A 24604-nucleotide genomic window follows, 5' to 3' on the forward strand; every position below is an offset into this window, starting at 1 on the left:
AATAGTTAGTCTTCTTATCCTCACATTTTATAGAATTTAGTTTTTCATATATTTACATTTTCATTAATATAATTAAATATAAAATTTTAATTATATTATAAAGAGGTGTTTTATATGGCTGCAAAAAAAATATTAATGTTAGTTGGTGATTATGTAGAAGACTACGAGGTAATGGTACCTTTTCAGGCTTTACAAATGGTTGGACATGTAGTTCACGCTGTTTGTCCTGATAAAAAAGTTGGTTTTATAGTAAAAACAGCAATTCATGATTTTGAAGGAGCTCAAACATATAGTGAAAAACCTGGCCATAATTTCCAATTAAATGCTACTTTTGACGAAATAGACCCTAAAGATTACGATGCTTTAGTAATTCCTGGTGGACGTGCTCCAGAATATATTCGTCTTAATAAAAGAGTGTTAGAAATTGTACAGCATTTTGCCACCGAAAACAAACCTATTGCAGCAATTTGTCATGGAATACAAGTATTAATTGCAGCTGATGTCCTTAAAGATAAAAGTTGTTCTGCTTACCCTGCAATAGGATCAGACATAAATTGTGTTGGTGGCAAATATGTACCTATTAGTGTTGAAGAGGCATATGTAGATGATAATTTAGTTACAGCACCAGCTTGGCCAGCTCATTCTCAATGGCTGTCTAAATTTTTAGATGTATTAGGGACAAAAATTACTTTATAGAACTGAATATACTTTCAAAAGCTGAACTTTTTATATTTAAAAGGTTCAGTTTTTTTATAAAAACAGCAGATAATATAAGCTAATTTGTTAAACACTGCAGATTTACCATGTTAAGAAATATTATTTAAATCACCTTATATATTATAGGATTATTTGGTATATTTTGTTTGTGTTATATGATAGTATTTATAGTGTTAGAATACTATAAAACATAATACACAATTTATAAAATTAAGAGAAATACACTCACTGATTTTCTTTTATTAATAATTTTAGCAAAGGAGAATATAAAATATGTCAAAATATGATGTAATTTTATTTGATTTGGATGGAACTGTGACTGATTCAAAACTAGGTATAGCAAAATCTGTTCAATATTCGTTATCAAAGTATGATATTATGGTAGAAAATCTAGATGACCTTGAAAAATTTATTGGACCACCTCTGTTAGATTCATTTCAAGAGTTTTATTTGTTTGATGAAACAAAAGCAAATGAAGCTGTAAAACACTTTCGTGAATATTTTTCAAAACAAGGAATTTTTGAAAATGCTGTATATCCTAAGCTCCCAGAATTACTAGAAGAATTGAAAAAATTAAATAAAACATTAATAATTGCAACATCAAAACCTACAGTTTTTGCAAAGAAGATATTAGACCACTTTAACCTATCCCAATATTTTTCATCAATAGTTGGAAGTAATCTAGATGGTACGAGAACTTCAAAATCTGAAGTCATTAATTTTGTATTATCAACATTACCAAATATCTCTAAAAAAAACATAGTCATGGTAGGCGATCGAAAACATGATATTTTAGGTGCAAGACAAAACGGCTTGGATTCAATTGCTGTTACTTACGGATATGGAACAACTGAAGAATTTAAAAAAGCTGAACCTACATATTATGCTGAATCTATTGACGATTTATTGGAGTTATTAAAATAAAAATATGGAAAATACAACTTTAAAAAATATTATAATTGAAACTCTAGCTTTTTTAGGTCTAACTTTAAGCTTAGTCTATGCAATAAAATATTATCCTGCTCTTCCCTCTAAAATACCTAATCATTATACTTCATCAGGATTGATAGAAGATTATATGTCTAAAAATATAATAATTATAATGACTTGTTTAAATATTGGAATGTATTTATTACTTACTTTACTAAAAAAGCATCCTAACTGGTGTAATTCTCCTGTAGAAGTAACAGAGAAAAATAAAAAAGAGTTATATACAATTGATCTTTGGTTTGTTAGTTTACTTAAATTAAATATAGTATGGATTTTTACTTTTTCAATATTGAGTATTATAAATAATGCTTTAGAAAATAAATCAGCCTTACAACCTATAATTATTATGTTAATAATTACCTTTATTGTGATAGCTGTATTTGTAATCAAAATGACCAATACAGCAAAGCCAACACTGCCTAAGTAATATTTAGTCATGTTGGCTTTTTACAACATTATAATATTTTATTCTATTTTTTATTTACATAAGAATATGGTGTTTCTTGATATACATAATAATTTAGCCAATTATAAAATAATAAATTAGCATGACTTCTCCACTTAACAATAGGTTCCTTCTCTGGATTATCATCTTTGAAATAATTTTTAGGCAGCTTAATATCTTCTCCTAAAGCTGTATCTCTATCATACTCCCACTTTAAAGTATTTTCCTCATACTCTGAATGTCCCATTACAAAAATCTGTTTTCCATCTTTTGAAGCTGCAATGTATACTCCTGCTTCCTCAGACTCTGCTAATATATCAAGATTTGTAACCTTTTCTATATCCTCTTTTCTAACCTCCGTATGTCTAGAGTGAGGAACATAAAATTCATCATCAAAACCTCTTAGAAGCTTAACTTTTTCCTTACTCACATTATGAGAAAAGACTCCAAAAACTTTCTCACAAAGAGGATACTTAGGTATATTATAATGATGATAAAGTCCTGCCTGAGCTCCCCAACAAATGTGAAGGGTTGAGTATACATTTGTAGTTGAAAAGTTCATTATTTCTTTTAACTCTTCCCAATAATCAACATCTTCATATTCAATCTTTTCAACTGGAGCTCCCGTTATTATCATTCCATCAAACTTTTCATTCTTTATATCATCTATATTTTTATAAAAACTAAGTAGATGTTCTTGTGAAATATTTTTAGAATCATGAGTTTTGGTATTAATAAGCTCCACTTCTACTTGTATTGGTATGTTACCAAGTAATCTTAAAAGTTGAGTTTCTGTTTCTATTTTTCTAGGCATTAAATTTACAATAGCTATCTTAAGAGGTCTTATATCTTGATGAAGAGCTCTTTGCTCATTCATCACAAAAATATTTTCATTTTCAAGAATTTCTGCAGCTGGAAGATCTTTTGGTATTACTATAGGCATAATAAACTTCCTCTCTGTAAATTATTTAAGCTTTGAAAAAGCTTGCTCAAAGTCATTAATTATATCTTGTGGATCTTCTATTCCTACCGATACTCTTATCAAATCTGGATAAACCCCTGAAGCTATTTGTTCTTCTTCACTTAATTGTCTATGTGTTGTAGTGGCTGGTTGAAGCACAGATGTTCTAGCATCTCCTAAATGAACAACTAATGCTGCTAATTTAAGATTTCTTATAAATTCAGTTCCAGCTTCTGCTCCACCTTTTACTCCAAAGGTTAATATAGCCCCTGCTCCTTCTGGTAAAAATTTATCAGCTAATTCGTAACTTGAGTGACTCTCAAGTCCCGGATAATTAACCCAACTAACCTTTTCATGCTTTTCTAAGAATTTAGCTAAAGCTAAGGTATTGCTGCAGTGTCTTTCCATTCTTAAATGAAGTGTTTCTAGTCCTAAGTGATTTAAAAATCCATTAAATGGACTTAAGCAAGTACCCATATCTCTTAGAAGCTGTACTCTCGCTTTTACTATATATGCTGCTTTTCCAAATGTTTCAACATACTTAACTCCATGATAAGTTGGATCTTCTTCTACTAATTCTGGGAATTTTCCATTAGTCCACTCAACGTTACCTCCATCTACAATAATTCCTCCTACACTTGTAGCATGACCATCAATATATTTTGTTGAAGAATGAATAACTATATTAGCTCCCAACTCTAATGGTCTACAAAGACAAGGACTAGCTAATGTATTATCCACAATAAAAGGTACTCCTCTTTTCTTTGCAATACGTGAAAATTTATCAAAATCTAAAATATTTAATCCTGGATTTCCTATAGTTTCTGCAAAAATTACTTTTGTATTACCTTTAAATTCTTTTACTATCTCTTCTTCACTAGCATTAGGATCTACAAAGCTTACCTCTATTCCAAACTTCTTAAAGGTTGAAGATAGTAATGTAAAAGTTCCTCCATATATAGTAGAAGCTGCTACTATGTGTTCTCCATTTTTGCATATATTTAATAAAGCTAAAGTAGTAGCTGATTGTCCTGATGATACAGCTAGTGCCCCTACTCCACCTTCTAAGCTATTAACTTTTTCTTCATAAGCAGCTACTGTTGGATTACTTATTCTTGAATACATATGACCTTCTTCTTTCAAATCAAATAATCTTGCTACGTGGTCCGGATCTTCATACTTATAAGTTGTACTTTGAACTATAGGTAGTACCCTAGGTTCTCCTGGATTTGGTTTATAACCTCCTTGAACACATATTGTTCCTTTGCCCCATTTGTTTGTCATTTAAATTGCCCCCTTAATCTTTTATAAAATAAAAAAACACTTCGATAAGAAGTGTTTAATATACTAGCTTCTTCTTATCTCTCAGAAAAATTCTGCTGGAATTAGCACCTTTGTACATACGTACCGGTTGCCGGGCTTCGTAGGGCCAGTCCCTCCGCCTCTCTTGATAAGATTGTATCGTTTTATTTAATTTTATTTTTATTAATATTACACCTATTTATTTTAAAAGTCAAGTTATTTTGTCTTAATCCTCAACAACCTTTTTCATCTTCTTTTTTTCCCTAAATAAAGAAACTCCATTATACAAAGAATCATCCTTATCTACTATATTTTCTGAATTAGCTAAAACCTCTTCTTCATTATGACATGTGTCATATCTAGAAAACTGCATGCTTACTACTGCCTTTCCTGATGTAGCTGAAGCAAGTTCTGTCTGATAATACATAGCTGTAGAAATAGGTACTTCCCCACTTATGCAAATTTTATCTCCTAAGATAAGAGGTTCTTCAAAATTTCCACTCATCCTTAAAATATCTGACATTACTTTTCCCGCTAATTCCTTATCCACAGTAATTTTATATCTGTATAAAGGCTCTAATAAAATGCTTTTGTTCTTGGATAAAGCTTGTTGTACAGCTCTTATAGCTGCAATTCTAAAATCTCCCCCATGAGTATGCTCAAGATGGTGCTTGCCAGCTATAAGTTTTATTTTTATATCTGTAACATTACTTCCAACTAACTTTCCATGTTTAACCCCTTCATATACAGCTTTTTCAATAGTATGCTGGTATTGAAGCGGTAATATATCTACACTTAATTCTGAAATAAATTCTGCTCCCTTTCCTCTTTCATTAGGTTCAATTTCTACTTCTACCTCAGCATAATGCTTTTTAGGTTCAAAATGACAAAAGCCTGTACTTTTTTCTATTATAGTTTCCACATAATTTACTTTTGGTTTTTCAAGCTCTACCTCAATATTGAATCTATCTTTTATTAACTGCTTCAATACTTCCATCTGTACAAAGCCCATAATATTTATACTTAACTGTTTTTTATCTGAATCCCACTGCATTTGTAGTGATGGGTCTTCTTCATTTAAAATTTCCACTGCTTTTAACAAATTTGACAAATCCTCTTCATTTTTAGGAACAACTCTTGAAATTAGTATAGATGTGATGAATTTTTCTTTTTCCTCTCCGCCTTTTTTTACACCTAAATAATCGCCTATCTTTCCATTCTTGATTCCACAAAGTACCCCTATTTCTCCAGATATTAATTTTTCAATAGAAATATATTTTTCTCCATTATACTTTCTTATTTGTGTAATCTTTTCCTCTTCACCAAATTCATTAAAAATAGTATCTCTAACCTTTATAGTTCCATCTAATACTCTAACATAGGAAAGTTTTCCTATACTATCATCAAATTTAACTTTATAGATTACAGCTGAAAAATCCTTGTCATCATTTCCTTTATTATCTGGAAGAATATCTACTACTGCATCTAATAAATTACTTATACCTATTCCATTCATAGAAGATCCTACAAGGACAGGATATAATCTGCATTCCTCTATATTAATCTTAATACTGTCAACTAGCTGTTGTTTTTCAATTGCCTCTCCTTCTAAGTATTTTTCTAATATAAAGTCATCTTTATCTGCTAATTTTTCAATTAGCTTTATCTTACCCTCAGTTTCCATTTTGTCTTCTATATCAAAATCACTATGTGAATTCCAACTATATTCCTTATCATTTATTAAATCTACAAATCCATCAAAATCTTTTTCAATCTTATACACTTTATGTATAGGTAAAAAATCTCCTGTTAAGTTTTCTTGTATTTCTTTATAAACTCTATTTAAATCAGCACCAACTCTATCTAACTTATTTATGAATAATAAAGTTGGAATGTTATACTTTCTTAAAAGCTGCCAAATAGTTTCTGTATGAGATTGAACTCCTTCCACAGCAGAAATTATTAATATTGCTCCATCTAATGCCTTTAATGCTCTTTCTAATTCTGCTGAAAAATCCACATGTCCAGGAGTATCAATTATATTTATTATTGTATTCTTCCAATTTAAAGTAGCTTGATCTGCAAAAACAGTAATTCCTCTCTGTTTTTCTATATTATTATAATCCATCTTGGAAGACCCTTTATCCACACTTCCAAGTTCTCTTATATTTCCTGACAAGTACATCATTTGCTCCGTAGTTGTAGTTTTCCCTGCATCTACATGAGCCACTAAACCTATATTTCTTATGTTTTTCATATGTCACCCCCATCTTTATTATAACATTTTAATTTAAATTCATATTATAACCTTTTTAAGTAATTATTTGTAAATAACAATTCTCCCTTTAAATTCTATTAATTTAAATGTATTATTTTATCTATATAAATATTTTAAAATACGTAGTATAATTCAATTAGAAAATATTTGAAATTAAGAATAACTCTGGAAAGGAGATTGTTATTATGAATTACTATAATAAAAAAAATATAGATGCTTTAGAATGTTTTTACAATATAATTTCTCAACTTCCAAAATTATTTGAAGATGAAATTTCCTTCACTCTTTCAGATACAACAAAAATTATAAAAAATGTTCCAAGTGAACATATGCCTCCACTTTTTAAGGAAGGTGACTCTATTCCTGAAAATGATGTATTAGCTCTAACTATAAAATCAGGTAAAATTCAATCAATAACTACAGATAGATGTAATTTTGGTTTCTGCATAAGAGTTGTAGCAGTTCCTATAACTGATAATAATAACAAAATAGTGGGAGCGGTATCTTACGGTAGAAGCTTAAAAAACAGCAATGATATTTTAGATTTATCCAAATTATTAGTTAGCACAATTAATGAGTTATCTACTGAATCCAATGTTATAACTGAAAATATTGAACAAATATCACAATCACAAACTAATATAGTATCAGAACTAGGAAACACATCATCACATGTAAATAAAACTGACGACATTGTAAATTTTATTAATAAAATTGCTTCTCAAACAAGACTATTAGGTTTGAATGCCTCTATCGAAGCTGCAAGGCTTGGAGACGCTGGAAAAGGCTTTGGAGTTGTAGCATCTGAAATAAAAAAGTTATCTAATTCTAGTGCTGAATCTATAAAAGAAATAAATGAAGTTATTAATTCAATACAAGAATCTGTTAAGTATATTAATGAAAAAATAATTCAATCCGAAAAGGCTTCCAATGAACAGTCTAATTCAATTGTAAAAATTGTTGATTCACTACATAACTTAAAGAAAAGTGCAAAAAAATTAGAAACTATGGCTGAAAAATTATAAAACAAAGGTGTTTACACGAACTACTAATTTCTTGGGTATTGTGTAAACACCTTTTTATATACTTTAATTCTTCTATATTCATAACAACATTCCCCATATAATACTCTTCTCTTCCTTCAATTGTAACATATGGAATTCACACCTTTATTTTAGATTATTTCCACTAATATATTATTGTTAAAATACTATTTTTAAATATAAAATTATTATAAAATGCTCTATTTTTTCCATAATCGTATTTTGTATTTATTGTTTATATTGTATAACATTGGATATAATTATTAAAATAAAGGCATTAGTTCTTAAAACTAGCTGCCTCTATAACTTCTACTATATCTATAGGATATATTACTTTTTTTCCTTTACTAACTTTGTATAATCGTACATTATAAACCGCAAATAGAAATATACTAATTAAAAATATACTATTCTCCATAATTATCTCCTCTTTCTTTATAGTAGTACGTATTATACACTATTTTTTGTGTTTCACCTTAATTTTTATATTTGTAAAAATATTTTTTATTATCAAATTAATTTAAATACGCCATATACTTATTTATGCAATAAAATTTCTCTTTTTTAAAAAAGGTATAATTTTTTCCTTTTATAAATAAACTTATATTATTTTAATATAATTATTTTGTAACATCTTTCTTCGTAATATTTTTGAAACCCCTTTTATAAAAATTAATAATATAATTAAAATATAAACTTGAGACTGGTGGTGTTTATTTTATGGCCAAATATAAGAAGCCAATCAAAATTACTATTATATTAATTTTGATTTCCATTATATCTGTAATCTCATATTTCATATATTCTTTTGAAAAAAACAGTCACATAACAACTGAAAATTCTACCATTTTAGAATCTGAACTAGAAGAAGATATGCCAGAATTAAAAGAAGTTGACGGGATAACAAATATTCTTTTACTAGGAAGCGACGCAAGAACATTAGACGAAAAATCAAGATCTGATGCAATAATGATACTAACTATAGATGATATTCATAAAAAGCTTAAATTAACATCAATATTAAGAGATAGTTATGTAAAAATTCCTGGTCACGGTGAACAAAAAATAAATCATGCTTTTGTATATGGTGGACCTGATTTATTGGTGAAAACCATAGAAAGTAATTTTAGTATAAAGTTAGATAAATACGCAATTATCAATTTCTCTGGATTTCAAGATTTAATTGACTCCATTGGTGGTTTAGATATTAATGTAAAACCTAAAGAAGTAGCTGAAATAAATAAATATATCCAAGAAGTGAATGGTAATAATTCTCATCTTCTTAAAGGACCTGGTTTGCAGCACTTAGATGGTCAACAAGCTCTTTCTTACTCTAGAATAAGGCATGTAGGAAATGGTTCCTATGAAAGAACCGAAAGACAAAGACATGTCATTTCACTAATTGTAGATAAATTAAAAGATACACCTATGATAAAATATCCAGTTGTAACTTCGAATTTAATACCTTATATAAAAACAAACATGGATATTACTGAAATAATGAATTATGCTTACACTATTTATGAAATTAATAATTTTAATTTAGAACAGCTTCAAATGCCTTTGACAGAATTAAGCTATGGACAAATTTATGGAGACAAAGGCTGGATTTTGCTCATGGACAAACCACAAAATGCTAAAATATTAAATGATTTCATATTTGATGATAAGACATATACTAAATCTGATTTAGATTATGCTTCTTATAAACGAACTATAAATACCTACTTAGCAAAAATCAAGAAACAAAATCACGATAAAAAAACAGTACCACCTAAAATAGAAAATGAATCAGAAGCTCCAAACAATTCAAACAATAACTACAATGATACCAACAATGATATAATTAATCCGCCATCTACTAATGAATCTAATCAAGAAGATAATACGGATAACACTATCCACAATAATATTGATAATAATATTGATAATAATTCTGATAACAATTCTGATAACAATGATACTAATGATTCAGATACAACTAATACTGATGATGATACTACTACTGATATTGATGATAATGATGATGTTGTTGTTGATGATTCTAACAACAATAATTCTGAAACTGAACCTACTAATGAAGAAGATATTACTAATGGAAATGAAAATACCTCTAATAAAAAAGTAACTGAAGATATTCCTGAAAAATCAGAAAATACTAAAAACGCCTCAGACATTAATGATTTGTCTGAAGATGAAAATTCATCCATGACATCTGATCCCTCTAATACTGAAGATACTAATACTGACTAAAATCAGTTAATTTTATATACTTAAAATGTATAAATTATATTGTTGTTAGTTTATTAATACTCTTCGGTAATAACCACTTTATATAAAAGACTAGGCTTCTCATATAATAAGCAGCCTAGCCTTTTTGTATTTTTATCCTATTCCGTTATAAATTATTCCAAGTATCAAAACTATAACAATACTAAAAGTATATAAATACTTAGCTACAGGTTTAAACCATTTTCCTAACGGTTTTTTTGACCCTTCATTTATATCCTTTAATGCTCTATCTGCTCCATAAATCCAGAAGAAAGCTATAGATGCAATAATTGCTCCTATTGGTGCAAGATATATAGTAATAAAATCAGCCCACGCTCCAAACTTAGCCATATCTACATCTAATGGTATTCCTATTATAAAAGCTATTACCCCTATAATTACAACACTTTTAACTCTTCGCATTTTAAATTGACTTATAAATGCTTCTGAAGAAGCTTCTAACATATTAATAGCTGAAGAAATTGCTGCAAATACAATACTTATAAAAAATAATATACTGAAGATATATCCTAAAGGCATAGATTTAAAAATAAACGGCATAGTAATAAATAACAATGAAGGTCCTGCCGCTGGATCTAATCCAAAAGCAAAAGCCGCTGGTATAATAATTAAACTTGCAAGTAAAGCGGATATTGTATCAAAAATAGCAACATTTATTGATGAAGATATTATATCCACATCCTTCTTTAAATAGCTTCCATATACAACCATTCCAGCTCCATTAAGAGATACTGTGAAAAAAGCTTGTCCTAAAGCCATAATCCACGTCATAGGTTTAAACAAATATGACCAATCAGGCACTAATAAATATTTTACTCCCTCCATAGCTCCTGAAAGTGTAAGCGATCTTATCATTAGAATAACAAATATAATAAAAAGTGACGGCATAATAATTTTATTTATTCTTTCAATTCCTTTAGCTACTCCTAAGATTACAATAACTACCCCAATTACCATAGCTAAAAAATGCCATCCAATACTCTGTGATGTCCCTGCAAAATTATTAAAATATTTAGGAATATCTACAGAATTTAAATTTCCCTTTAGCGATGCACAAAAATATCTCAAAACCCATCCTACAACTATTGTATAAAATATAAGAATACCTGAAACTGCAAGTGTAGGCATCACAGCAAAAAATTTTCCAAAACGCAAATTTTTTTCTTTAAATACTTCTTTGATTCCCTTTAAAGAACCCCCTTGTCTTGATCTACCAAATGCAAATTCTCCTATTAATCCTGTTACTCCTAAAGTAAACACACAGATAAAATAAGGTATAAGAAATGCAGCACCACCATATTTACCAAGCCTCCAAGGAAACATCCAAATATTCCCCAAACCTATTGCTGAACCTAAACAAGATAAAATAAAACCTAATTTTCCTGAAAAAGTCTCTCTTTTTCTTTCTACCATACTAACCATCCTCCTAATATATATACATATAGATAAGATAATACAAAATCTTCAATTATGTCAATGTATTTTACATAAATTAAATAACTTTGTTTATACTCTTAAAAATCAAAGATACAATACTCGAAATTATAAGACATATAGCTAAAAAGTAAAATCTAAATCTTATTGCTGTATTTCCAAAAGTTCTTCCAATTATACTAAGAAAAATAGGAGACATAAATTTTCCTAAAAAGAAAGAACTACTTACTATGGATATAGCAAAAGCATTTACTTTTCGCGGAATAATCTTAGTAACCTTCAAAAGCATCAATGGTTTTAAAACACCAAAACCAAATCCTATTAAAAATACTGAAGCTATTACTTGTACAAGATTATATGAGTTTTTTAACCCCCAAAATCCCATACTCATAAGTGCTATTCCTACTGGAACTTTGAAATTTTTTAAAAACTTAAATACCCTTAAAAGAAATATTCCACCTATAAATCCTGCCAAAGTTAAAAAAGACATAACAAACCCAGCTGAAGCTGAATCTCCTATATTCTCATCCCTTATAAATATAGATATATTAGTAGTTACTGCATAAAAAGCTATATTTAAAAGAAAGCCAAAAAAAGCTATTATATATACTTCAGTTGTAATCACATGTTTTTGCTTTCCTTTGTCTTCTCCCGCTATATGATGCGGCTCCGGTAAAGCTGTAATTATTAAAATAAGTACAACTATAGCTATAAAGTATATACTAAAAGAATATCGCCAATTTATCGTTGCAAGCCATCCAGCCGCAAGATTTGATAACATTGCACCTAAATTTGCTACAGCACCAGATAAACCCATCATTTTAGTTCTTTCTTCTCCTACGAAAAAATCTGCTATTAATGACGTAGAAAAAGGCATTATTAATCCAAGTCCTATTCCTAAAATCCCTCTAAAAAATAAAAGTATATATATGCTGTTAGCCACTCCTCCACCTAATCCACCTATAATATAAGTGACAAGTCCAATAATTAAAATTTTACGTTTTTTCATTACAGAAGTTAGTTTTCCAGCTAATACACTAAAAGGAATTAAAATTATAGCTGGTAATGTTAATATCATTTTTATTAAAGTAGGTCTAGTAGTAGGAAAAGCTTCACTTATATTTCCTAATGCAGGTGATACTCCAGAACCTCCCATAATTATCAAAAATGAAATTGATAATACTGTTATCTTAAGTAATTTTTTCATACTCTTTGCTCCTATACAATTTATGCATGAAAACTCTTCATGTGTTTTTATTAAGTATTCCATACTTTATTACCACTTATTCAATATTAATTACATAACATACTTTTATTTTTACGTGGAAAAATAATTAATGTAATATCGAAAGTTACATTTATCAAATTTATATATAAGGGGAGATTTTATGAATTCTGGAAGAGCTGAACAAATAATAAATTCTAAAGAGAATATAACTGTTTACTATAAAAATACGCCTGTTTACCTCAAAGCAGTAAATCATACCACTCATAAGGTTACAGTAAAAAATTTAAATAATGATAAAGATTTTGTAGTTCATGCTAAAACTCTAAATGAAAACTATGGTTTAGAATCATAAATTATAAAAAAGGCTGCTAATAATTAACTGATTTGCAGTCTTTTTTACATAATAACTAAAATACAAACTCTATCTAAAGCCAGAAATTATTATATTTTGTATTCATATATGATAAAATATACACTGAATTATATAACAAAGGAGAATCTATAAATGAATACTCTAAAAACTGACCCTAAATTACTGCCAAATATAATATTTATTATTATATTTTTAATAATTTCACCTTTTTTAATCTATACTTCTATAAATCTAGGTACTAGTTTGTTTTACAAATTTTTCTATTTTATTTTACAAGGATTTTTTACTTTAATTGTTTTTAGTAAACTTAAACATAAATTATATGAAATATCTATAATACATTTAGATAATGCTAAAAATATAGGAATATCTAAAAATATATTTTCTAATATAAAATTAATTGTATCCATAGTTTCATATTTTATGGTGATGTATTTACTGCTAAAAGGAATGGCTAGAACTCATATAATTCCTTTTTCTATATTTGTATTCTTAATAACTCTTGAAATAAATCCTAAGAAATTATTTGTAGGAAATAATTATATATATATGTCTGGATTACTTCTTGATGAAGAAGATAGAACTCCAACGCAAATGAAATTTCTTTTAAATTTAAAAGAAAATACTATATTCATAAGAAAAAATGAAGTGAAAAATTTAGAATTTATGGAAGGTACTCTATTTATAACTATGTCTAATAATTCTATCTTACCAGTTAATTTTGAGGGAATAGATAAAGATAAATTTTTTGAGGCATTAAACTAAAATGAAAGAACTAAACCGCTAAAAAATAGCGATTTAGTTCTTTTCTAAAATTCTGCAGTTCCTGGAGTTCTTGGGAATGGTATTACGTCTCTAATATTGCCCATTCCTGTTAAGTACATAATTAATCTTTCAAATCCAAGACCATATCCTGAGTGCTTAGTTTCTCCATATTTTCTAAGTTCTAAGTACCACCAGTAATCTTCTTTTTCAAGTCCTAATTCTTCTATTCTCTTTTCAAGAACATCTAATCTTTCTTCTCTTTGGCTTCCTCCAATAAGTTCTCCAACTCCTGGAACAAGTAAGTCTGCTGCTGCAACAGTTTTTCCATCTTCGTTTGCTCTCATGTAGAAGGCTTTAATATCTTTTGGATAATCTGTTACAAATACAGGTTTTCCAAATATTTTTTCAGTTAAGTATCTTTCATGTTCAGTTTGAAGATCTATTCCCCACTCTACTGGATAATCAAATTTATGTCCAGATTTTTGAAGAATTTCTACAGCTTCTGTATATGTTACTCTTCCAAATTCAGAATTAACAACATTATTTAATCTATCAAATAAACCTTTATCAATAAATTTATTGAAGAATTCCATTTCTTCTGGAGCATGTTCCATTACATATTTAATTACATATCTAACCATAGCTTCTGCATTATCTAGGTAATCATTTAATTCAGCAAAAGCAAGTTCAGGTTCTATCATCCAAAACTCAGCTGCGTGTCTTGCTGTATTTGAATTTTCAGCTCTGAAAGTTGGTCCAAAAGTATAAATATTTCTAAATGCAAGAGCAAATATTTCACCTTCTAATTGACCACTTACTGTAAGATTTGTTTCTTTTCCAAAGAAATCTTTTTTTGTATCTATATTTCCTTCTTCATTTCTTGGAACATCCTTCATATCGAGAGTAGTTACTCTGAACATTTCTCCTGCACCTTCAGCATCACTTCCAGTAATTATTGGAGTGTGTGCATAAACGAAATTCTGATCTTGGAAGAATTTATGTACAGCATATGCCGCTATAGAACGCACTCTAAATACTGCTGAAAAAGCATTGCTTCTAGGTCTTAAGTGAGCTATTTCTCTTAAATATTCAAAAGTATGTCTTTTCTTTTGTAGTGGATAATCTGCATCTGATTTACCTTCTAATACAACTTTTTTAGCGTGAATTTCAAAAGGTTGTTTTCCACCTTCAGTTAAAACCAATTCACCTTCTACACTTATACTAGAACTAATAGCGAATTTAGATATTTCCTTAAAATTATCTAAACTAGCATCAAATACAACTTGAATATTTTTAAAGAAACTACCATCATTAACTTCTACAAATCCAAATTTATTTGAAGCTCTTAAAGTTCTAATCCACCCTGAAATTTTAACGTCTTTTGAAGCAAACTTATCAGTTTCTCTGAAAAGTTGTCTAATTAATGTATTTTCCATAACCTTGCCCTCCTATTTTTCTAATGTAAACATAATACAAAGTTTTTTAATTATTTTGTTCAAAAATATAAATAAAAAAACCTTCAATCCTAAAACATTAGGACGAAGGTTGTATATTCGTGGTACCACCCAATTTGTCATATTTAATATGACCACTCTTAAAAGTACTATAAAACAATACTCTCCAGTTCTTAACGGTCTGGTTCCGTCTAAGCCTACTCTCAAATAATTTTGATTTCGATTAGAAATTCCGAGGTGTTCTTCAATATAGGCTTCATACTAACCTTTCACCATCGTTAGCTCGCTATAAATCCAACTCTACATTTACTCTCCTCTTCACTATCTTTAAAATTATACATAATTTATTATGATTATAATATTAAACAAAATATATGTCAATAAAGAATAAAATTGCACAACAATTATATTTCTTTATACCATACATTCATACTCTCTATTCCACCTGAAATATTGGTATTATTAACTAATGTTCCTGCAAAAGTGTATTCTTTTTTAGAAAATGTAACATTCATTCCAAATGATACAGCTCTAGCTATACTATATGCCATTTTAATTCCTCTACTTTTCATCTCTTCTTCCATTTTTTCTAACAAATAAACTGCAAACCCTTTTCCTCTATATTGGGGAAGTACACCAAAATCTGTCATTTCAACATTAAGTTTTTCTTCATCCATTTCTGAAGAAGATACAGCTACAAGTTTGTCATCTTTCCAAATAGTGAAATATACGATATTATCTTTAATAGTTTCCTCAATATATTTATAATTATATACTGGGAAAGGATATGTTTCAAAAATATTTTCATAAAATTTTGCAATTGCTTCTGCATCCTTTTTATGAGCTTTTCTATAATTAAATTCTTCTGATAAAATATACTCATTTTTTTCATTACTTTTTTCAATAGCTTTATTTAAGACACACTCAATAATTTCTTTATCTTTTTTTTCTCGTCTATCTTTAGAAAAGTATTTTGCTATAAAAGTTCCAGCTTCTTTTCCTTTATAAAATTTAGGAATTACAGCCTCTATAGAATAACCTTTTTCTACAAAAATTGATTTTATATTAAAAGGCACTTTTGCAATTACTTTAGTATATTTTTTTTCTCTTGCTAAATCTTCTAAAGCATTGGTAATATAACAAATATCATCTTCATGCATTTTCATTAAATATATTCTATTATTTTCTTTATCATGCTGAATTATTGACTTACCTATTTTTGTTATTACATTATTCATTATTTCTTCTCTCCATTCGTTCATTATTATTTGGAGTAAATGAAATAGCTTTATCATAATCTGAAAGTAGTTTTTCAATACCTATAGCTTTTATTTCTTCAGCTTCATCCAAATTTAAGGTTAAATTGCAATGCTCACAATCTAAATTACATAAATTAGCTTTATAATTATCAGGTTCTTTATACGTAGTTATAACTCCTTCATAGTTTCTTAAAATAATCTTATTGTTAGACCAAGATACTAAATAATTTGGCATAACAGGAATTTTCCCTCCTCCTCCTGGTGCATCAACAACAAAAGTTGGAATTGCAAATCCACTTGTATGTCCCCTAAGAGATTCCATAATTTCAATCCCTTTTCCTACTGATGTTCTAAAATGTGATAATCCTTCTGACATGTCACACTGATAAATATAATATGGTCTTACCCTATTTTGCACTAATTTTTGAACCAATTTTTTCATTATATAAGGACAATCATTAATTCCTGATAACAATACGGATTGGTTGCCAAGAGGTATTCCTGCATTAGCTAATTTTCTTAACGCTTCTCTTGATGATTCAGTAATTTCTCTTGAATGATTGAAATGTGTATTTATCCATAATGGATGATGCTTCTTTAAAATATTAACTAATTCATCTGTAATTCTATAAGGTAGTACTACAGGGACTCTTGTACCTATCCTTATTACTTCAATATGTGGTATTTTACTAATCTCTGTTAAAATCCAATCTAAATATTCATCAGATAACAAGAATGGGTCTCCTCCTGATAACAGTACATCTCTTACCTGGGGAGTATTTCTAATATATTCAAGTCCCTTTTCTATAGTTTCCTTATTAGGGATATGATCCTTATCCCCTACTTTTCTTTTTCTAGTACAATGTCTACAATACATAGAACATATATTACTTACATGAAATAAAACTCTATCAGGATAACGATGAGTAATACCTTCTACAGGACTATCTTTATCTTCAGCTAAAGGGTCCGTCATATCATACTTATTTATCACCAATTCTTTTGGATTAGGAAATGCTTGTTTAAAAATAGGATCATTTTTATAATCATTGATATCTATTAAAGATAAGTAGTATGGAGTTATAGCCATAGGAAATTTTTGTATAGTCATCTCAATCTCTTTCTTTTCTCTATTATTCATTTTAATGCCTAATAATTTTTCAAAAGTTTCTATGTCTTTTATAGTATGCTTTATTTGCCATTTCCAATCTTTCCAACTAGAATATTTATCCTCCCAATTGATTTTATTAAGATTTTGTTTTTGATTTTCTTCAGACATATTATTCTCCTCTCTACAAGTCTTCTGTATTTTTTTTACAAACAACTTAATTATACTACACGAATTGTTTCTTGTAAAATTTATGTATTTTCTCATTATATTTGGAGATTTTATTACTACCAGCTATATTAATTAGTTATAATAGTTATATGTAATACAAAAATACTTAACATAAAAATAATATTATAGGAGGTTTTTATGGACTTAATTGATTTTCATTGCGATACAATTTCTAAAATATACAAGGATAATAGTGAGCTTTTTCAAAATAACTATAGTGTAGACATAAATAAATTAAAAAGTGGAAATTCCATAGCGCAATTTTTCGCACTTTTTATAGAACTAAATAAAGTAAAAAACCCTCTTGAATATACCTTAAAAATGTTAGATAGATTTTATATAGAGCTAGAAAAAAATAAAGATTATATAGCTTTAGCAAGAAATTATGATGAACTTATCAAAAACAAGGCTCAAAATAAAATTTCTGCATTTCTAACTATAGAAGAAGGCGCAGCTCTTAAAGGAAATATATCTAATCTTAGAAATTTCCATAGACTAGGTGTTAAGCTTTTAACTCTTACTTGGAATTTTCCAAATGAAATAGGATACCCAAACTGTATTAAAAAAGATATGAATAAAGGGCTTACTCCCTTTGGTATAGAAGCAATACAAGAGATGAATAAACTTAAAATGATAATTGATGTTTCTCATCTTTCTGATGGAGGTTTCTATGATGTTTTAAAATACTCTAAATCTCCTTTTGTTGCATCTCATTCAAATGCTAGAGCTATAACAAATAATCCAAGAAATTTAACAGATGATATGATAAAATCACTTTCGGAAAAAGGAGGCCTTATAGGCTTAAACTTTTTCGGACAATTTTTAGGTGGAAATAAATTTAGTAAAATAGATGACATGATAACACACATTAAACACATAAAAAATATAGGCGGCATAGATGTGATATCTATGGGAAGTGACTTTGATGGGATAAACTCCAAGCTTGAAATAGAGCATATTGGTGAAATGGATAAATTGTTCACATCCCTTAAAAAGAATAATTTTTCTGAAAGTGAAATTGAAAAAATCTTCTATAAAAATGCATTAAGATTTTTAAAAGAAATAGATTAATAATAATTTTTAAGAATAAATATAGTACTATAATAATATTTTAATTAAAAGAAAACTTTAGTTGTGTTATATAAATTAATTTCAGGAGGAACAATATGTATAAATTAAAAAATTACTCTGAAGAATTGGTAGATCAGTTGTTACCTAAAACCCTTAAAGATTATAAAGATATATGTAAATGCGAAAAGTGTATATTAGATATTAAAGCTTATGCACTAAATTCTATAACCCCTAAATATATTGTAACTGACCAAGGTGAAATATACACTAGAGCATTAAATGAAATTAACAAACAAGAAACTATTAATATAATTAAAAGCATTACAAAGGCTATAGAAGTAGTTAGTAAAAATCCTAAACATGAATAATAGCGGTTGTATTTACCGCTTTTTTTATTTTTTTGAGTTTTTTGTTTTCTATTTATTTACATTTTTATAAAACACTTGTTATAATGTAATTATGTGTTTCAAAAGTAGTTTAAACATTAACTTTAAAAGAGTATTAAACTCAATGTGATTGGAAATTTTAATCTTATAAAGAGGAGTGAAGTTAAATGGATTACAAAAAAATATACGAAGAATGGTTAAACAATGAATTCTTCGATGAAAAAACACGAAAAGAATTAAAAGCTATTGAAAATGATGAAAAAGAAATTGAAGATAGATTTTATAAAAATCTAGAATTTGGTACAGCTGGTCTTCGTGGTAAACTTGGAGCTGGAACAAACAGAATGAATGTATATAATGTTTCTAAAGTTACTCAAGGTATTGCTGATTTTATAATTGAAAAAGGTCAAGAATATATGAATAGAGGTGTTGCAATAGCCTACGACTGCAGACATTACTCAAAGGAATTTGCTAAAACTGCTGCTCTTGTTCTTGCAGGTAATGGAATTAAAGCTTACCTATTTGAAGATTTACGTCCAACTCCAGAGCTTTCTTATACAGTTAGAAGCCTTGAAACTGCTGCTGGAATTATAATTACAGCTAGTCATAATCCAAAAGAATATAATGGATATAAAGTTTATTGGGAAGATGGTGCTCAGGTTCTATCAAGCATTGCAGATCCTATGACTGAAAAAATAAATGCAATAAATAGCTTTAAAGAAGTAAAAACTATAGATGAAAAAGAAGCTTCTGACAAAGGACTTCTTGTTATATTAGGTAAAGATATGGACTATGAATACATAGAAAAAGTTAAAACCCTAAGTATAAGAGATGACATAGACAAGAACATAAAAGTTGTATACTCTCCACTTAACGGAACTGGAAATATTCCTGTAAGAAGAGTTCTTAGTGAAAGAGGTTTTTCAAATATAATTGTTGTACCAGAGCAAGAAAATCCTGACCCTAATTTTACAACTGTTGAATATCCTAATCCTGAAAACACTAAAGCCTTTGAATATGCAGAAAGATTAGGTAAAGAAGTTAATGCAGAGCTTCTTCTTGCAACAGATCCTGATTGTGATAGATTAGCCATAGAAGTTAGAAATTCTAGTGGACAATATGTTCCTTTCAACGGAAATCAAACTGGAGCAATATTAATAAAATATATAGTTGAAAGTATGCATGAGATGGGTACTCTCCCTGAAAATGCTGCTATTATAAAATCTCTTGTAACTGGTGACCTTGGAAGAGCTATTGCAAAGGAATATGGAGTTACTACTTTTGAAGTTCTTACTGGTTTTAAAAACATATATGGAAAAGCTGTTGAACTAGAAAAAACAGGCGAATATAAATTTATTTTTGGATATGAAGAAAGTATAGGTTATAATGCAGGAACTTTCGTTAGAGATAAAGATGCTGTTTGCTCTGCCATGCTTTTATGTGAAGCCGCCGCTTACTATAAAACTAAAGGCAAAACTCTTTTAGATGTGTTAAATGAAATTTTTGAAAAACATGGCTACTACAAAGAAAAACAGATTTCTCTTGTACTCGAAGGAGTAGAAGGAAAAGCTAGAATAGATAGAATGATGGAAACCTATAGAAAGGATTTTCCAAAACAAATAGGTAATCTAAAAATGTCTAGATATATAGATTACTTAAAAGGATATGAAGATATTTCACCTTCAAATGTCTTGAAATTCTATTTAGCAGATGGAAGTTGGTATGCAATTCGTCCTTCTGGTACAGAGCCTAAAATAAAGGTATATATCTATACAAAAGGTAATACTTTAGAAGAATCTAATAAAAATCTAGAGGTTATTGAAGAAATAGTAATCAATAATCTAAACTCTATAGAATAACATATAAATAAACTCCATACTTCTTATAAGTGCGGAGTTTATTTTACTCAAAAATACATAAAACTTTATTTCCCCCCATATAATATTATCGAGGTGGTTTATGTAATGTTAAACTTAAACTTAAAACAAAAATTTCAAGAAAGCTTTATTATTTCTGTTTTTTTTATAGTTTTGAATTTTCTTGTTTTGGTTTTATTTGGAAAGTCTGTGGGCCCACATAATGAAAAATATATGTTTTTTATTAATATTTTTATTGCATTACCTTGCATCTACTTCATCTATAGAGATTTAAAACTTCTGATTCATTTTTCTTCTAAATTTTCTCATCTAAATACATTACTTGACTTAACTATTTTTTTCCTCTGTGTAGTTTGTATTTTCAATACTTATATATCTGCTTTAGACACAAATTCAATAATAAATAACATTTTATTTATACTTTCTTGTATTATTCCCATTTACATTTTTTTTATTTTTTTATGTGTTCACTTTGTTTTATTTTATAAAAAATCAGGGATAATTTCTGTAAATTTATATTTTTATACCCTTCTAATTTTTGCATTGATTTCTGCTAGTTTTTTTATTACATTCGCTGCAAATCTATTTTTGTGTATCTCTTATCTTTCTTTAAGTTTTATATTTTTAGAGCTTTCTAAATCTAAAACCTTATAATAACTATAATCCATGGAATACATAAATAACTTTAATTCGATGAAATAAACAAACTAGCCACTTATGGGTAGCTAGTTTATCTATTTTTCTTTATTATTTTGCCTTTATTTCTGTCCAAGCATCATCGTAAAGTTTTATATTATTTCCTAAATTAATAAATACTTCACATTCCTTTAATGCTTCATCATCTGGATACGCTGTTTTACTATTTTTAATATCTTCATCTAGCATTTTATAGGTTTCTGTATTTGGTGTTGAATATCCAATATAATCAGCATTTTTCTTTGCAATATCAGCTCTTGTTAAGAAATCTATAAATAACTCTGCCTCTTTTTTATGTTTGCTTCCTTTTGGTATTACTATATTATCAAACCACATATTACTTCCTTCTTTAGGAATTACATATTTTAAGTCAGGATTTCTTTTCATCATTGTCATTGCATCGCCAGCCCATACAACTGCAAGTGCTGCTTCTTCTTGAACCATCATATCTTTAACCTCATCAACAACATAAGCACGTACAAGTGGTTTTTGTTTTACTAATTCCTGCTTAGCTTTTTCAATTTCATTTGGATTTGTACTATTCATAGAATATCCTAAACGCTTTAATGAAATTGATATAGTGTCTCTTAAACTATTAAACATTAAAATTTCACCTTTATATTTTTCATCCCATAGAATATTCCAGCTATCTACAGGCTCTTTAACCATTTTGCTATTATATATTATTCCAAATGTTCCCCACATATATGGTACTGAATATTCATTTTTAGGGTCAAAAGCAAGATTTTTAAATTTATCACCTATCTGTTTGTAACTAGATATATTATTAAAATCTATTTTTTCAAGCATATCTTCGTTTATCATTTTTGTAATCATATAATCAGAAGGAATACAAATATCATAATTTGATCCACCATTTTTTACTTTTGTATACATATTTTCATTTGTATCATAAACTTCGTAGTTAACTTTAATTCCATATTCCTTTTCAAAATCTTTTAACACAGATTCATCCATGTAGTCTCCCCAGTTATAAACATTTAGTACTTTAGTGTCTTTCTTTTGTCCACAACCAGCTACTAAAGCAGTTAGTGTTATTACTGTGATAACTAGTGATAATAATTTTTTAAATTGTTTCATTTTTAATACCACGCTCCTTTTTATCTTTTATATTTATAATAATAAGTAAAATCAATACTACAGCAAACATTAACGTAGATAATGCATTAATCTTAGGATTTATTCCTCTTCTTGCCATAGAATAAATTGTTATTGATAAATTGCTTACTCCTGTTCCTGTTGTGAAAAAACTTATTACAAAGTCGTCTATTGATAGTGTAAATGATATAAGCAAACCTGAAATAATTCCAGGTTTTATCATAGGTAAAATAACCTTTCTTAGGGTATATCCTGGGGTTGCCCCTAAGTCCATCGCTGCTTCTGTTATATTTTTAGGCATCTGTCTCAATTTAGGTAAAACTGATAAAATAACATAAGGTATGTTAAAAGTGATATGTGCAAGTAACATAGTTGTAAAACCTAATGGCATACTTACAAAAACAAATAAACTCATTAAAGCGACTCCTGTAACTATATCTGGATTTAATATAGGTAAATAATTTACGTTTAAGATTAGTTTTTTATTAAATCCTTTCATTTTATGAATGCCAATTGCAGATATAGTTCCTATAGCAGTAGCAATTATAGAAGATAATACTGCTATACCAAGTGTATAATATAATGCTGTAAGTATTTGCTTATCTTTGAATAAATCCGCATACCATTTTAAAGTAAATCCATCCCATTCAGATCTTGATTTTGAATTATTAAATGAAAATATAATTAAGACTATAATAGGTGCATATAAAAACATGTATATTAGAAAGGTATATATTCTTTTAAGTGACTTTTCTCCTACCATAAATGACCACCACTTTCTTCTTTATCATATCTTGACATTATAGCCATAAAAATCAGTATTAAAATCATCATCAATATGGACACAGCAGAACCAAAATGCCAATCATTAACAACAGTAAATTGCTGTTCTACTAAATTTCCTATAAGCATATATTGTCCACCACCTAAAAGTCTTGATATAACAAATGTACTTACAGCAGGCATAAAAACCATTGTTATTCCAGACATAACTCCAGGCATACTTAAAGGTAATATGATTTTTCTGAAGGTAGTAACTCTATTAGCACCCAAGTCTCCTGCTGCTTCAATAAGACTTTTATCCATTTTGCTTAATACTGTATAAATAGGGAGCACCATAAATGGTAAGAAATTATAAACCATTCCTAAAATAACAGCCCCATCATTATATAATAAATTTACAGTTGGAAATCCCAATGTTCTCAAAGCTGTATTTATAAAACCATTTCTTCCTAATATAGACATCCATGCATAAGTTCTAAGTAAAAAATTCATCCACATAGGTATAATAAATAACAATACCATAATATTCCTCTTCTTAATTTCTGTGCTAGCTAGAATCATAGCCATTGGATATCCCATAATCAAACAAACCAACGTTGAAATTAAAGCAAGGTTTATGGAACGCACAAACACTTTAACATATATGGGGTTCATAAGTCTCTTAAAATTATCTAAAGTAAAAATTAATCCTTCATCATATTTAGTGAAACTAAAACCAACAACTAGTATTAAAGGAAATATAATGAATATAATACTCCACACTATATATGGATATGCTGAATACTTTTTCAT

General features: G+C 28.2%; 22 protein-coding genes, 1 riboswitch and 1 other annotated feature. Of the genes, 10 read left to right on the forward strand and 12 right to left on the reverse strand.

Going from position 1 to position 24604, the window contains the following annotated elements:
- Window positions 1–114 precede the first annotated feature (114 nt).
- The 3 genes from OXH55_RS12250 (at window position 115) to OXH55_RS12260 (ending at window position 2134) form a co-directional block, all read left to right on the forward strand.
- The gene (locus OXH55_RS12250; RefSeq protein ID WP_268050266.1) at window positions 115–696 is read left to right on the forward strand and encodes a DJ-1/PfpI family protein; all 582 of its coding nucleotides are present in this window, start codon (window positions 115–117) and stop codon (window positions 694–696) included.
- A 294-nt stretch (window positions 697–990) separates the two neighbouring features.
- Entirely contained in the window at window positions 991–1641 is a 651-nt protein-coding gene (locus tag OXH55_RS12255; protein WP_268050267.1) for an HAD family hydrolase, read from the forward strand.
- Window positions 1642–1645: 4 nt separating this feature from the next.
- Window positions 1646–2134, forward strand: coding sequence for a DUF1648 domain-containing protein (locus OXH55_RS12260; protein WP_268050268.1), 489 nt, complete (start codon window positions 1646–1648; stop codon window positions 2132–2134).
- Between the two features lie 43 nt (window positions 2135–2177).
- Here OXH55_RS12260 and metA read toward each other — a convergent pair whose 3' ends face one another.
- The 3 genes from metA to OXH55_RS12275 form a co-directional block, all read right to left on the reverse strand.
- The gene (gene metA, locus OXH55_RS12265) at window positions 2178–3095 is read right to left on the reverse strand and encodes a homoserine O-acetyltransferase MetA (RefSeq protein ID WP_268050269.1); all 918 of its coding nucleotides are present in this window, start codon (window positions 3093–3095) and stop codon (window positions 2178–2180) included.
- Between the two features lie 21 nt (window positions 3096–3116).
- Window positions 3117–4397 (reverse strand): O-acetylhomoserine aminocarboxypropyltransferase/cysteine synthase family protein, encoded by a 1281-nt coding sequence (locus OXH55_RS12270; protein ID WP_268050270.1) that lies wholly within the window; start codon window positions 4395–4397, stop codon window positions 3117–3119.
- Window positions 4398–4468: 71 nt separating this feature from the next.
- Window positions 4469–4570: riboswitch (SAM riboswitch) on the reverse strand.
- A gap of 71 nt (window positions 4571–4641) precedes the next feature.
- The gene (locus OXH55_RS12275) at window positions 4642–6672 is read right to left on the reverse strand and encodes a GTP-binding protein (protein ID WP_268050271.1); all 2031 of its coding nucleotides are present in this window, start codon (window positions 6670–6672) and stop codon (window positions 4642–4644) included.
- Between the two features lie 206 nt (window positions 6673–6878).
- Here OXH55_RS12275 and OXH55_RS12280 point away from each other — a divergent pair, with 206 nt between their 5' ends.
- Window positions 6879–7718, forward strand: a complete 840-nt coding sequence (locus OXH55_RS12280) for a methyl-accepting chemotaxis protein (RefSeq protein WP_272509058.1) — start codon at window positions 6879–6881, stop codon at window positions 7716–7718.
- A gap of 295 nt (window positions 7719–8013) precedes the next feature.
- Here OXH55_RS12280 and OXH55_RS12285 read toward each other — a convergent pair whose 3' ends face one another.
- Window positions 8014–8154 (reverse strand): hypothetical protein, encoded by a 141-nt coding sequence (locus OXH55_RS12285; RefSeq protein ID WP_268050272.1) that lies wholly within the window; start codon window positions 8152–8154, stop codon window positions 8014–8016.
- Between the two features lie 302 nt (window positions 8155–8456).
- Between OXH55_RS12285 and OXH55_RS12290 the strand changes: the two genes are divergently transcribed.
- On the forward strand, window positions 8457–9989 hold the full coding sequence (locus OXH55_RS12290; protein WP_268050273.1) for an LCP family protein: 1533 nt from the start codon (window positions 8457–8459) through the stop codon (window positions 9987–9989).
- Window positions 9990–10121: 132 nt separating this feature from the next.
- Here OXH55_RS12290 and OXH55_RS12295 read toward each other — a convergent pair whose 3' ends face one another.
- The gene (locus tag OXH55_RS12295; RefSeq protein WP_268050274.1) at window positions 10122–11441 is read right to left on the reverse strand and encodes a sodium-dependent transporter; all 1320 of its coding nucleotides are present in this window, start codon (window positions 11439–11441) and stop codon (window positions 10122–10124) included.
- A gap of 79 nt (window positions 11442–11520) precedes the next feature.
- Window positions 11521–12669 carry an MFS transporter gene (locus tag OXH55_RS12300; protein WP_268050275.1) on the reverse strand — a complete coding sequence of 383 codons (1149 nt, stop codon included), beginning with the start codon at window positions 12667–12669 and terminating at the stop codon, window positions 11521–11523.
- 181 nt (window positions 12670–12850) lie between these two features.
- Between OXH55_RS12300 and OXH55_RS12305 the strand changes: the two genes are divergently transcribed.
- Window positions 12851–13042, forward strand: a complete 192-nt coding sequence (locus OXH55_RS12305; RefSeq protein ID WP_268050276.1) for an H-type small acid-soluble spore protein — start codon at window positions 12851–12853, stop codon at window positions 13040–13042.
- Between the two features lie 153 nt (window positions 13043–13195).
- Complete coding sequence (locus OXH55_RS12310) at window positions 13196–13828, forward strand: hypothetical protein (RefSeq protein WP_268050277.1); 633 nt, start codon at window positions 13196–13198, stop codon at window positions 13826–13828.
- Between the two features lie 44 nt (window positions 13829–13872).
- Here the strand turns inward: OXH55_RS12310 and asnS are convergent, their stop codons facing one another.
- The 3 genes from asnS to kamA all read right to left on the reverse strand — a co-directional run bounded on the left by asnS (window position 13873) and on the right by kamA (window position 17820).
- Window positions 13873–15264: an asparagine--tRNA ligase gene (gene asnS / locus OXH55_RS12315; RefSeq protein WP_268050278.1), complete on the reverse strand. Its 1392-nt coding sequence runs from the start codon at window positions 15262–15264 to the stop codon at window positions 13873–13875.
- 95 nt (window positions 15265–15359) lie between these two features.
- Window positions 15360–15613: a binding site (T-box leader), on the reverse strand.
- Window positions 15614–15686: 73 nt separating this feature from the next.
- Window positions 15687–16520, reverse strand: a complete 834-nt coding sequence (gene ablB, locus OXH55_RS12320) for a putative beta-lysine N-acetyltransferase (RefSeq protein WP_268050279.1) — start codon at window positions 16518–16520, stop codon at window positions 15687–15689.
- The gene (gene kamA, locus OXH55_RS12325; protein ID WP_268050280.1) at window positions 16513–17820 is read right to left on the reverse strand and encodes a lysine 2,3-aminomutase; all 1308 of its coding nucleotides are present in this window, start codon (window positions 17818–17820) and stop codon (window positions 16513–16515) included. The genes ablB and kamA overlap by 8 nt, the downstream gene beginning before the upstream one ends.
- A 198-nt stretch (window positions 17821–18018) precedes the next feature.
- Between kamA and OXH55_RS12330 the strand changes: the two genes are divergently transcribed.
- The 3 genes from OXH55_RS12330 (at window position 18019) to OXH55_RS12340 (ending at window position 21196) form a co-directional block, all read left to right on the forward strand.
- Entirely contained in the window at window positions 18019–18951 is a 933-nt protein-coding gene (locus OXH55_RS12330; RefSeq protein WP_268050281.1) for a dipeptidase, read from the forward strand.
- 95 nt (window positions 18952–19046) lie between these two features.
- Entirely contained in the window at window positions 19047–19319 is a 273-nt protein-coding gene (locus OXH55_RS12335) for a late competence development ComFB family protein (protein ID WP_268050282.1), read from the forward strand.
- 185 nt (window positions 19320–19504) lie between these two features.
- Complete coding sequence (locus OXH55_RS12340; RefSeq protein ID WP_268050283.1) at window positions 19505–21196, forward strand: phospho-sugar mutase; 1692 nt, start codon at window positions 19505–19507, stop codon at window positions 21194–21196.
- Between the two features lie 765 nt (window positions 21197–21961).
- Here OXH55_RS12340 and OXH55_RS12345 read toward each other — a convergent pair.
- Genes OXH55_RS12345 through OXH55_RS12355 form a run of 3 tightly spaced genes read right to left on the reverse strand, consistent with a single transcriptional unit; the run spans window position 21962 to window position 24604 of the window.
- Window positions 21962–23011: an ABC transporter substrate-binding protein gene (locus OXH55_RS12345; RefSeq protein WP_268050284.1), complete on the reverse strand. Its 1050-nt coding sequence runs from the start codon at window positions 23009–23011 to the stop codon at window positions 21962–21964.
- A complete protein-coding gene (locus tag OXH55_RS12350; RefSeq protein WP_268050285.1) occupies window positions 22998–23792 on the reverse strand; it encodes an ABC transporter permease in 795 nt (264 codons plus the stop codon). The genes OXH55_RS12345 and OXH55_RS12350 overlap by 14 nt, the downstream gene beginning before the upstream one ends.
- Window positions 23786–24604 (reverse strand): ABC transporter permease, encoded by an 819-nt coding sequence (locus OXH55_RS12355; protein ID WP_268050286.1) that lies wholly within the window; start codon window positions 24602–24604, stop codon window positions 23786–23788. The genes OXH55_RS12350 and OXH55_RS12355 overlap by 7 nt, the downstream gene beginning before the upstream one ends.

The organism is Clostridium ganghwense (assembly GCF_026735165.1).
Classification (GTDB): Bacteria; Bacillota; Clostridia; order Clostridiales; family Clostridiaceae; genus Clostridium_H; species Clostridium_H ganghwense.

Bases quoted from the DNA above. Each gene is read 5' to 3' on its own strand.
- OXH55_RS12270 (WP_268050270.1), bottom strand. From the start codon at position 4,397: ATGACAAACAAATGGGGCAAAGGAACAATATGTGTTCAAGGAGGTTAT.
- OXH55_RS12355 (WP_268050286.1), bottom strand. From the start codon at position 24,604: ATGAAAAAGTATTCAGCATATCCATATATAGTGTGGAGTATTATATTC.
- OXH55_RS12310 (WP_268050277.1), top strand. From the start codon at position 13,196: ATGAATACTCTAAAAACTGACCCTAAATTACTGCCAAATATAATATTT.
- OXH55_RS12275 (WP_268050271.1), bottom strand. From the start codon at position 6,672: ATGAAAAACATAAGAAATATAGGTTTAGTGGCTCATGTAGATGCAGGG.
- OXH55_RS12255 (WP_268050267.1), top strand. From the start codon at position 991: ATGTCAAAATATGATGTAATTTTATTTGATTTGGATGGAACTGTGACT.
- OXH55_RS12290 (WP_268050273.1), top strand. From the start codon at position 8,457: ATGGCCAAATATAAGAAGCCAATCAAAATTACTATTATATTAATTTTG.
- OXH55_RS12260 (WP_268050268.1), top strand. From the start codon at position 1,646: ATGGAAAATACAACTTTAAAAAATATTATAATTGAAACTCTAGCTTTT.
- OXH55_RS12350 (WP_268050285.1), bottom strand. From the start codon at position 23,792: ATGGTAGGAGAAAAGTCACTTAAAAGAATATATACCTTTCTAATATAC.
- OXH55_RS12330 (WP_268050281.1), top strand. From the start codon at position 18,019: ATGGACTTAATTGATTTTCATTGCGATACAATTTCTAAAATATACAAG.
- OXH55_RS12300 (WP_268050275.1), bottom strand. From the start codon at position 12,669: ATGAAAAAATTACTTAAGATAACAGTATTATCAATTTCATTTTTGATA.
- OXH55_RS12305 (WP_268050276.1), top strand. From the start codon at position 12,851: ATGAATTCTGGAAGAGCTGAACAAATAATAAATTCTAAAGAGAATATA.
- OXH55_RS12285 (WP_268050272.1), bottom strand. From the start codon at position 8,154: ATGGAGAATAGTATATTTTTAATTAGTATATTTCTATTTGCGGTTTAT.
- metA (WP_268050269.1), bottom strand. From the start codon at position 3,095: ATGCCTATAGTAATACCAAAAGATCTTCCAGCTGCAGAAATTCTTGAA.
- kamA (WP_268050280.1), bottom strand. From the start codon at position 17,820: ATGTCTGAAGAAAATCAAAAACAAAATCTTAATAAAATCAATTGGGAG.
- asnS (WP_268050278.1), bottom strand. From the start codon at position 15,264: ATGGAAAATACATTAATTAGACAACTTTTCAGAGAAACTGATAAGTTT.
- OXH55_RS12345 (WP_268050284.1), bottom strand. From the start codon at position 23,011: ATGAAACAATTTAAAAAATTATTATCACTAGTTATCACAGTAATAACA.
- OXH55_RS12280 (WP_272509058.1), top strand. From the start codon at position 6,879: ATGAATTACTATAATAAAAAAAATATAGATGCTTTAGAATGTTTTTAC.
- OXH55_RS12295 (WP_268050274.1), bottom strand. From the start codon at position 11,441: ATGGTAGAAAGAAAAAGAGAGACTTTTTCAGGAAAATTAGGTTTTATT.
- OXH55_RS12335 (WP_268050282.1), top strand. From the start codon at position 19,047: ATGTATAAATTAAAAAATTACTCTGAAGAATTGGTAGATCAGTTGTTA.
- ablB (WP_268050279.1), bottom strand. From the start codon at position 16,520: ATGAATAATGTAATAACAAAAATAGGTAAGTCAATAATTCAGCATGAT.
- OXH55_RS12340 (WP_268050283.1), top strand. From the start codon at position 19,505: ATGGATTACAAAAAAATATACGAAGAATGGTTAAACAATGAATTCTTC.
- OXH55_RS12250 (WP_268050266.1), top strand. From the start codon at position 115: ATGGCTGCAAAAAAAATATTAATGTTAGTTGGTGATTATGTAGAAGAC.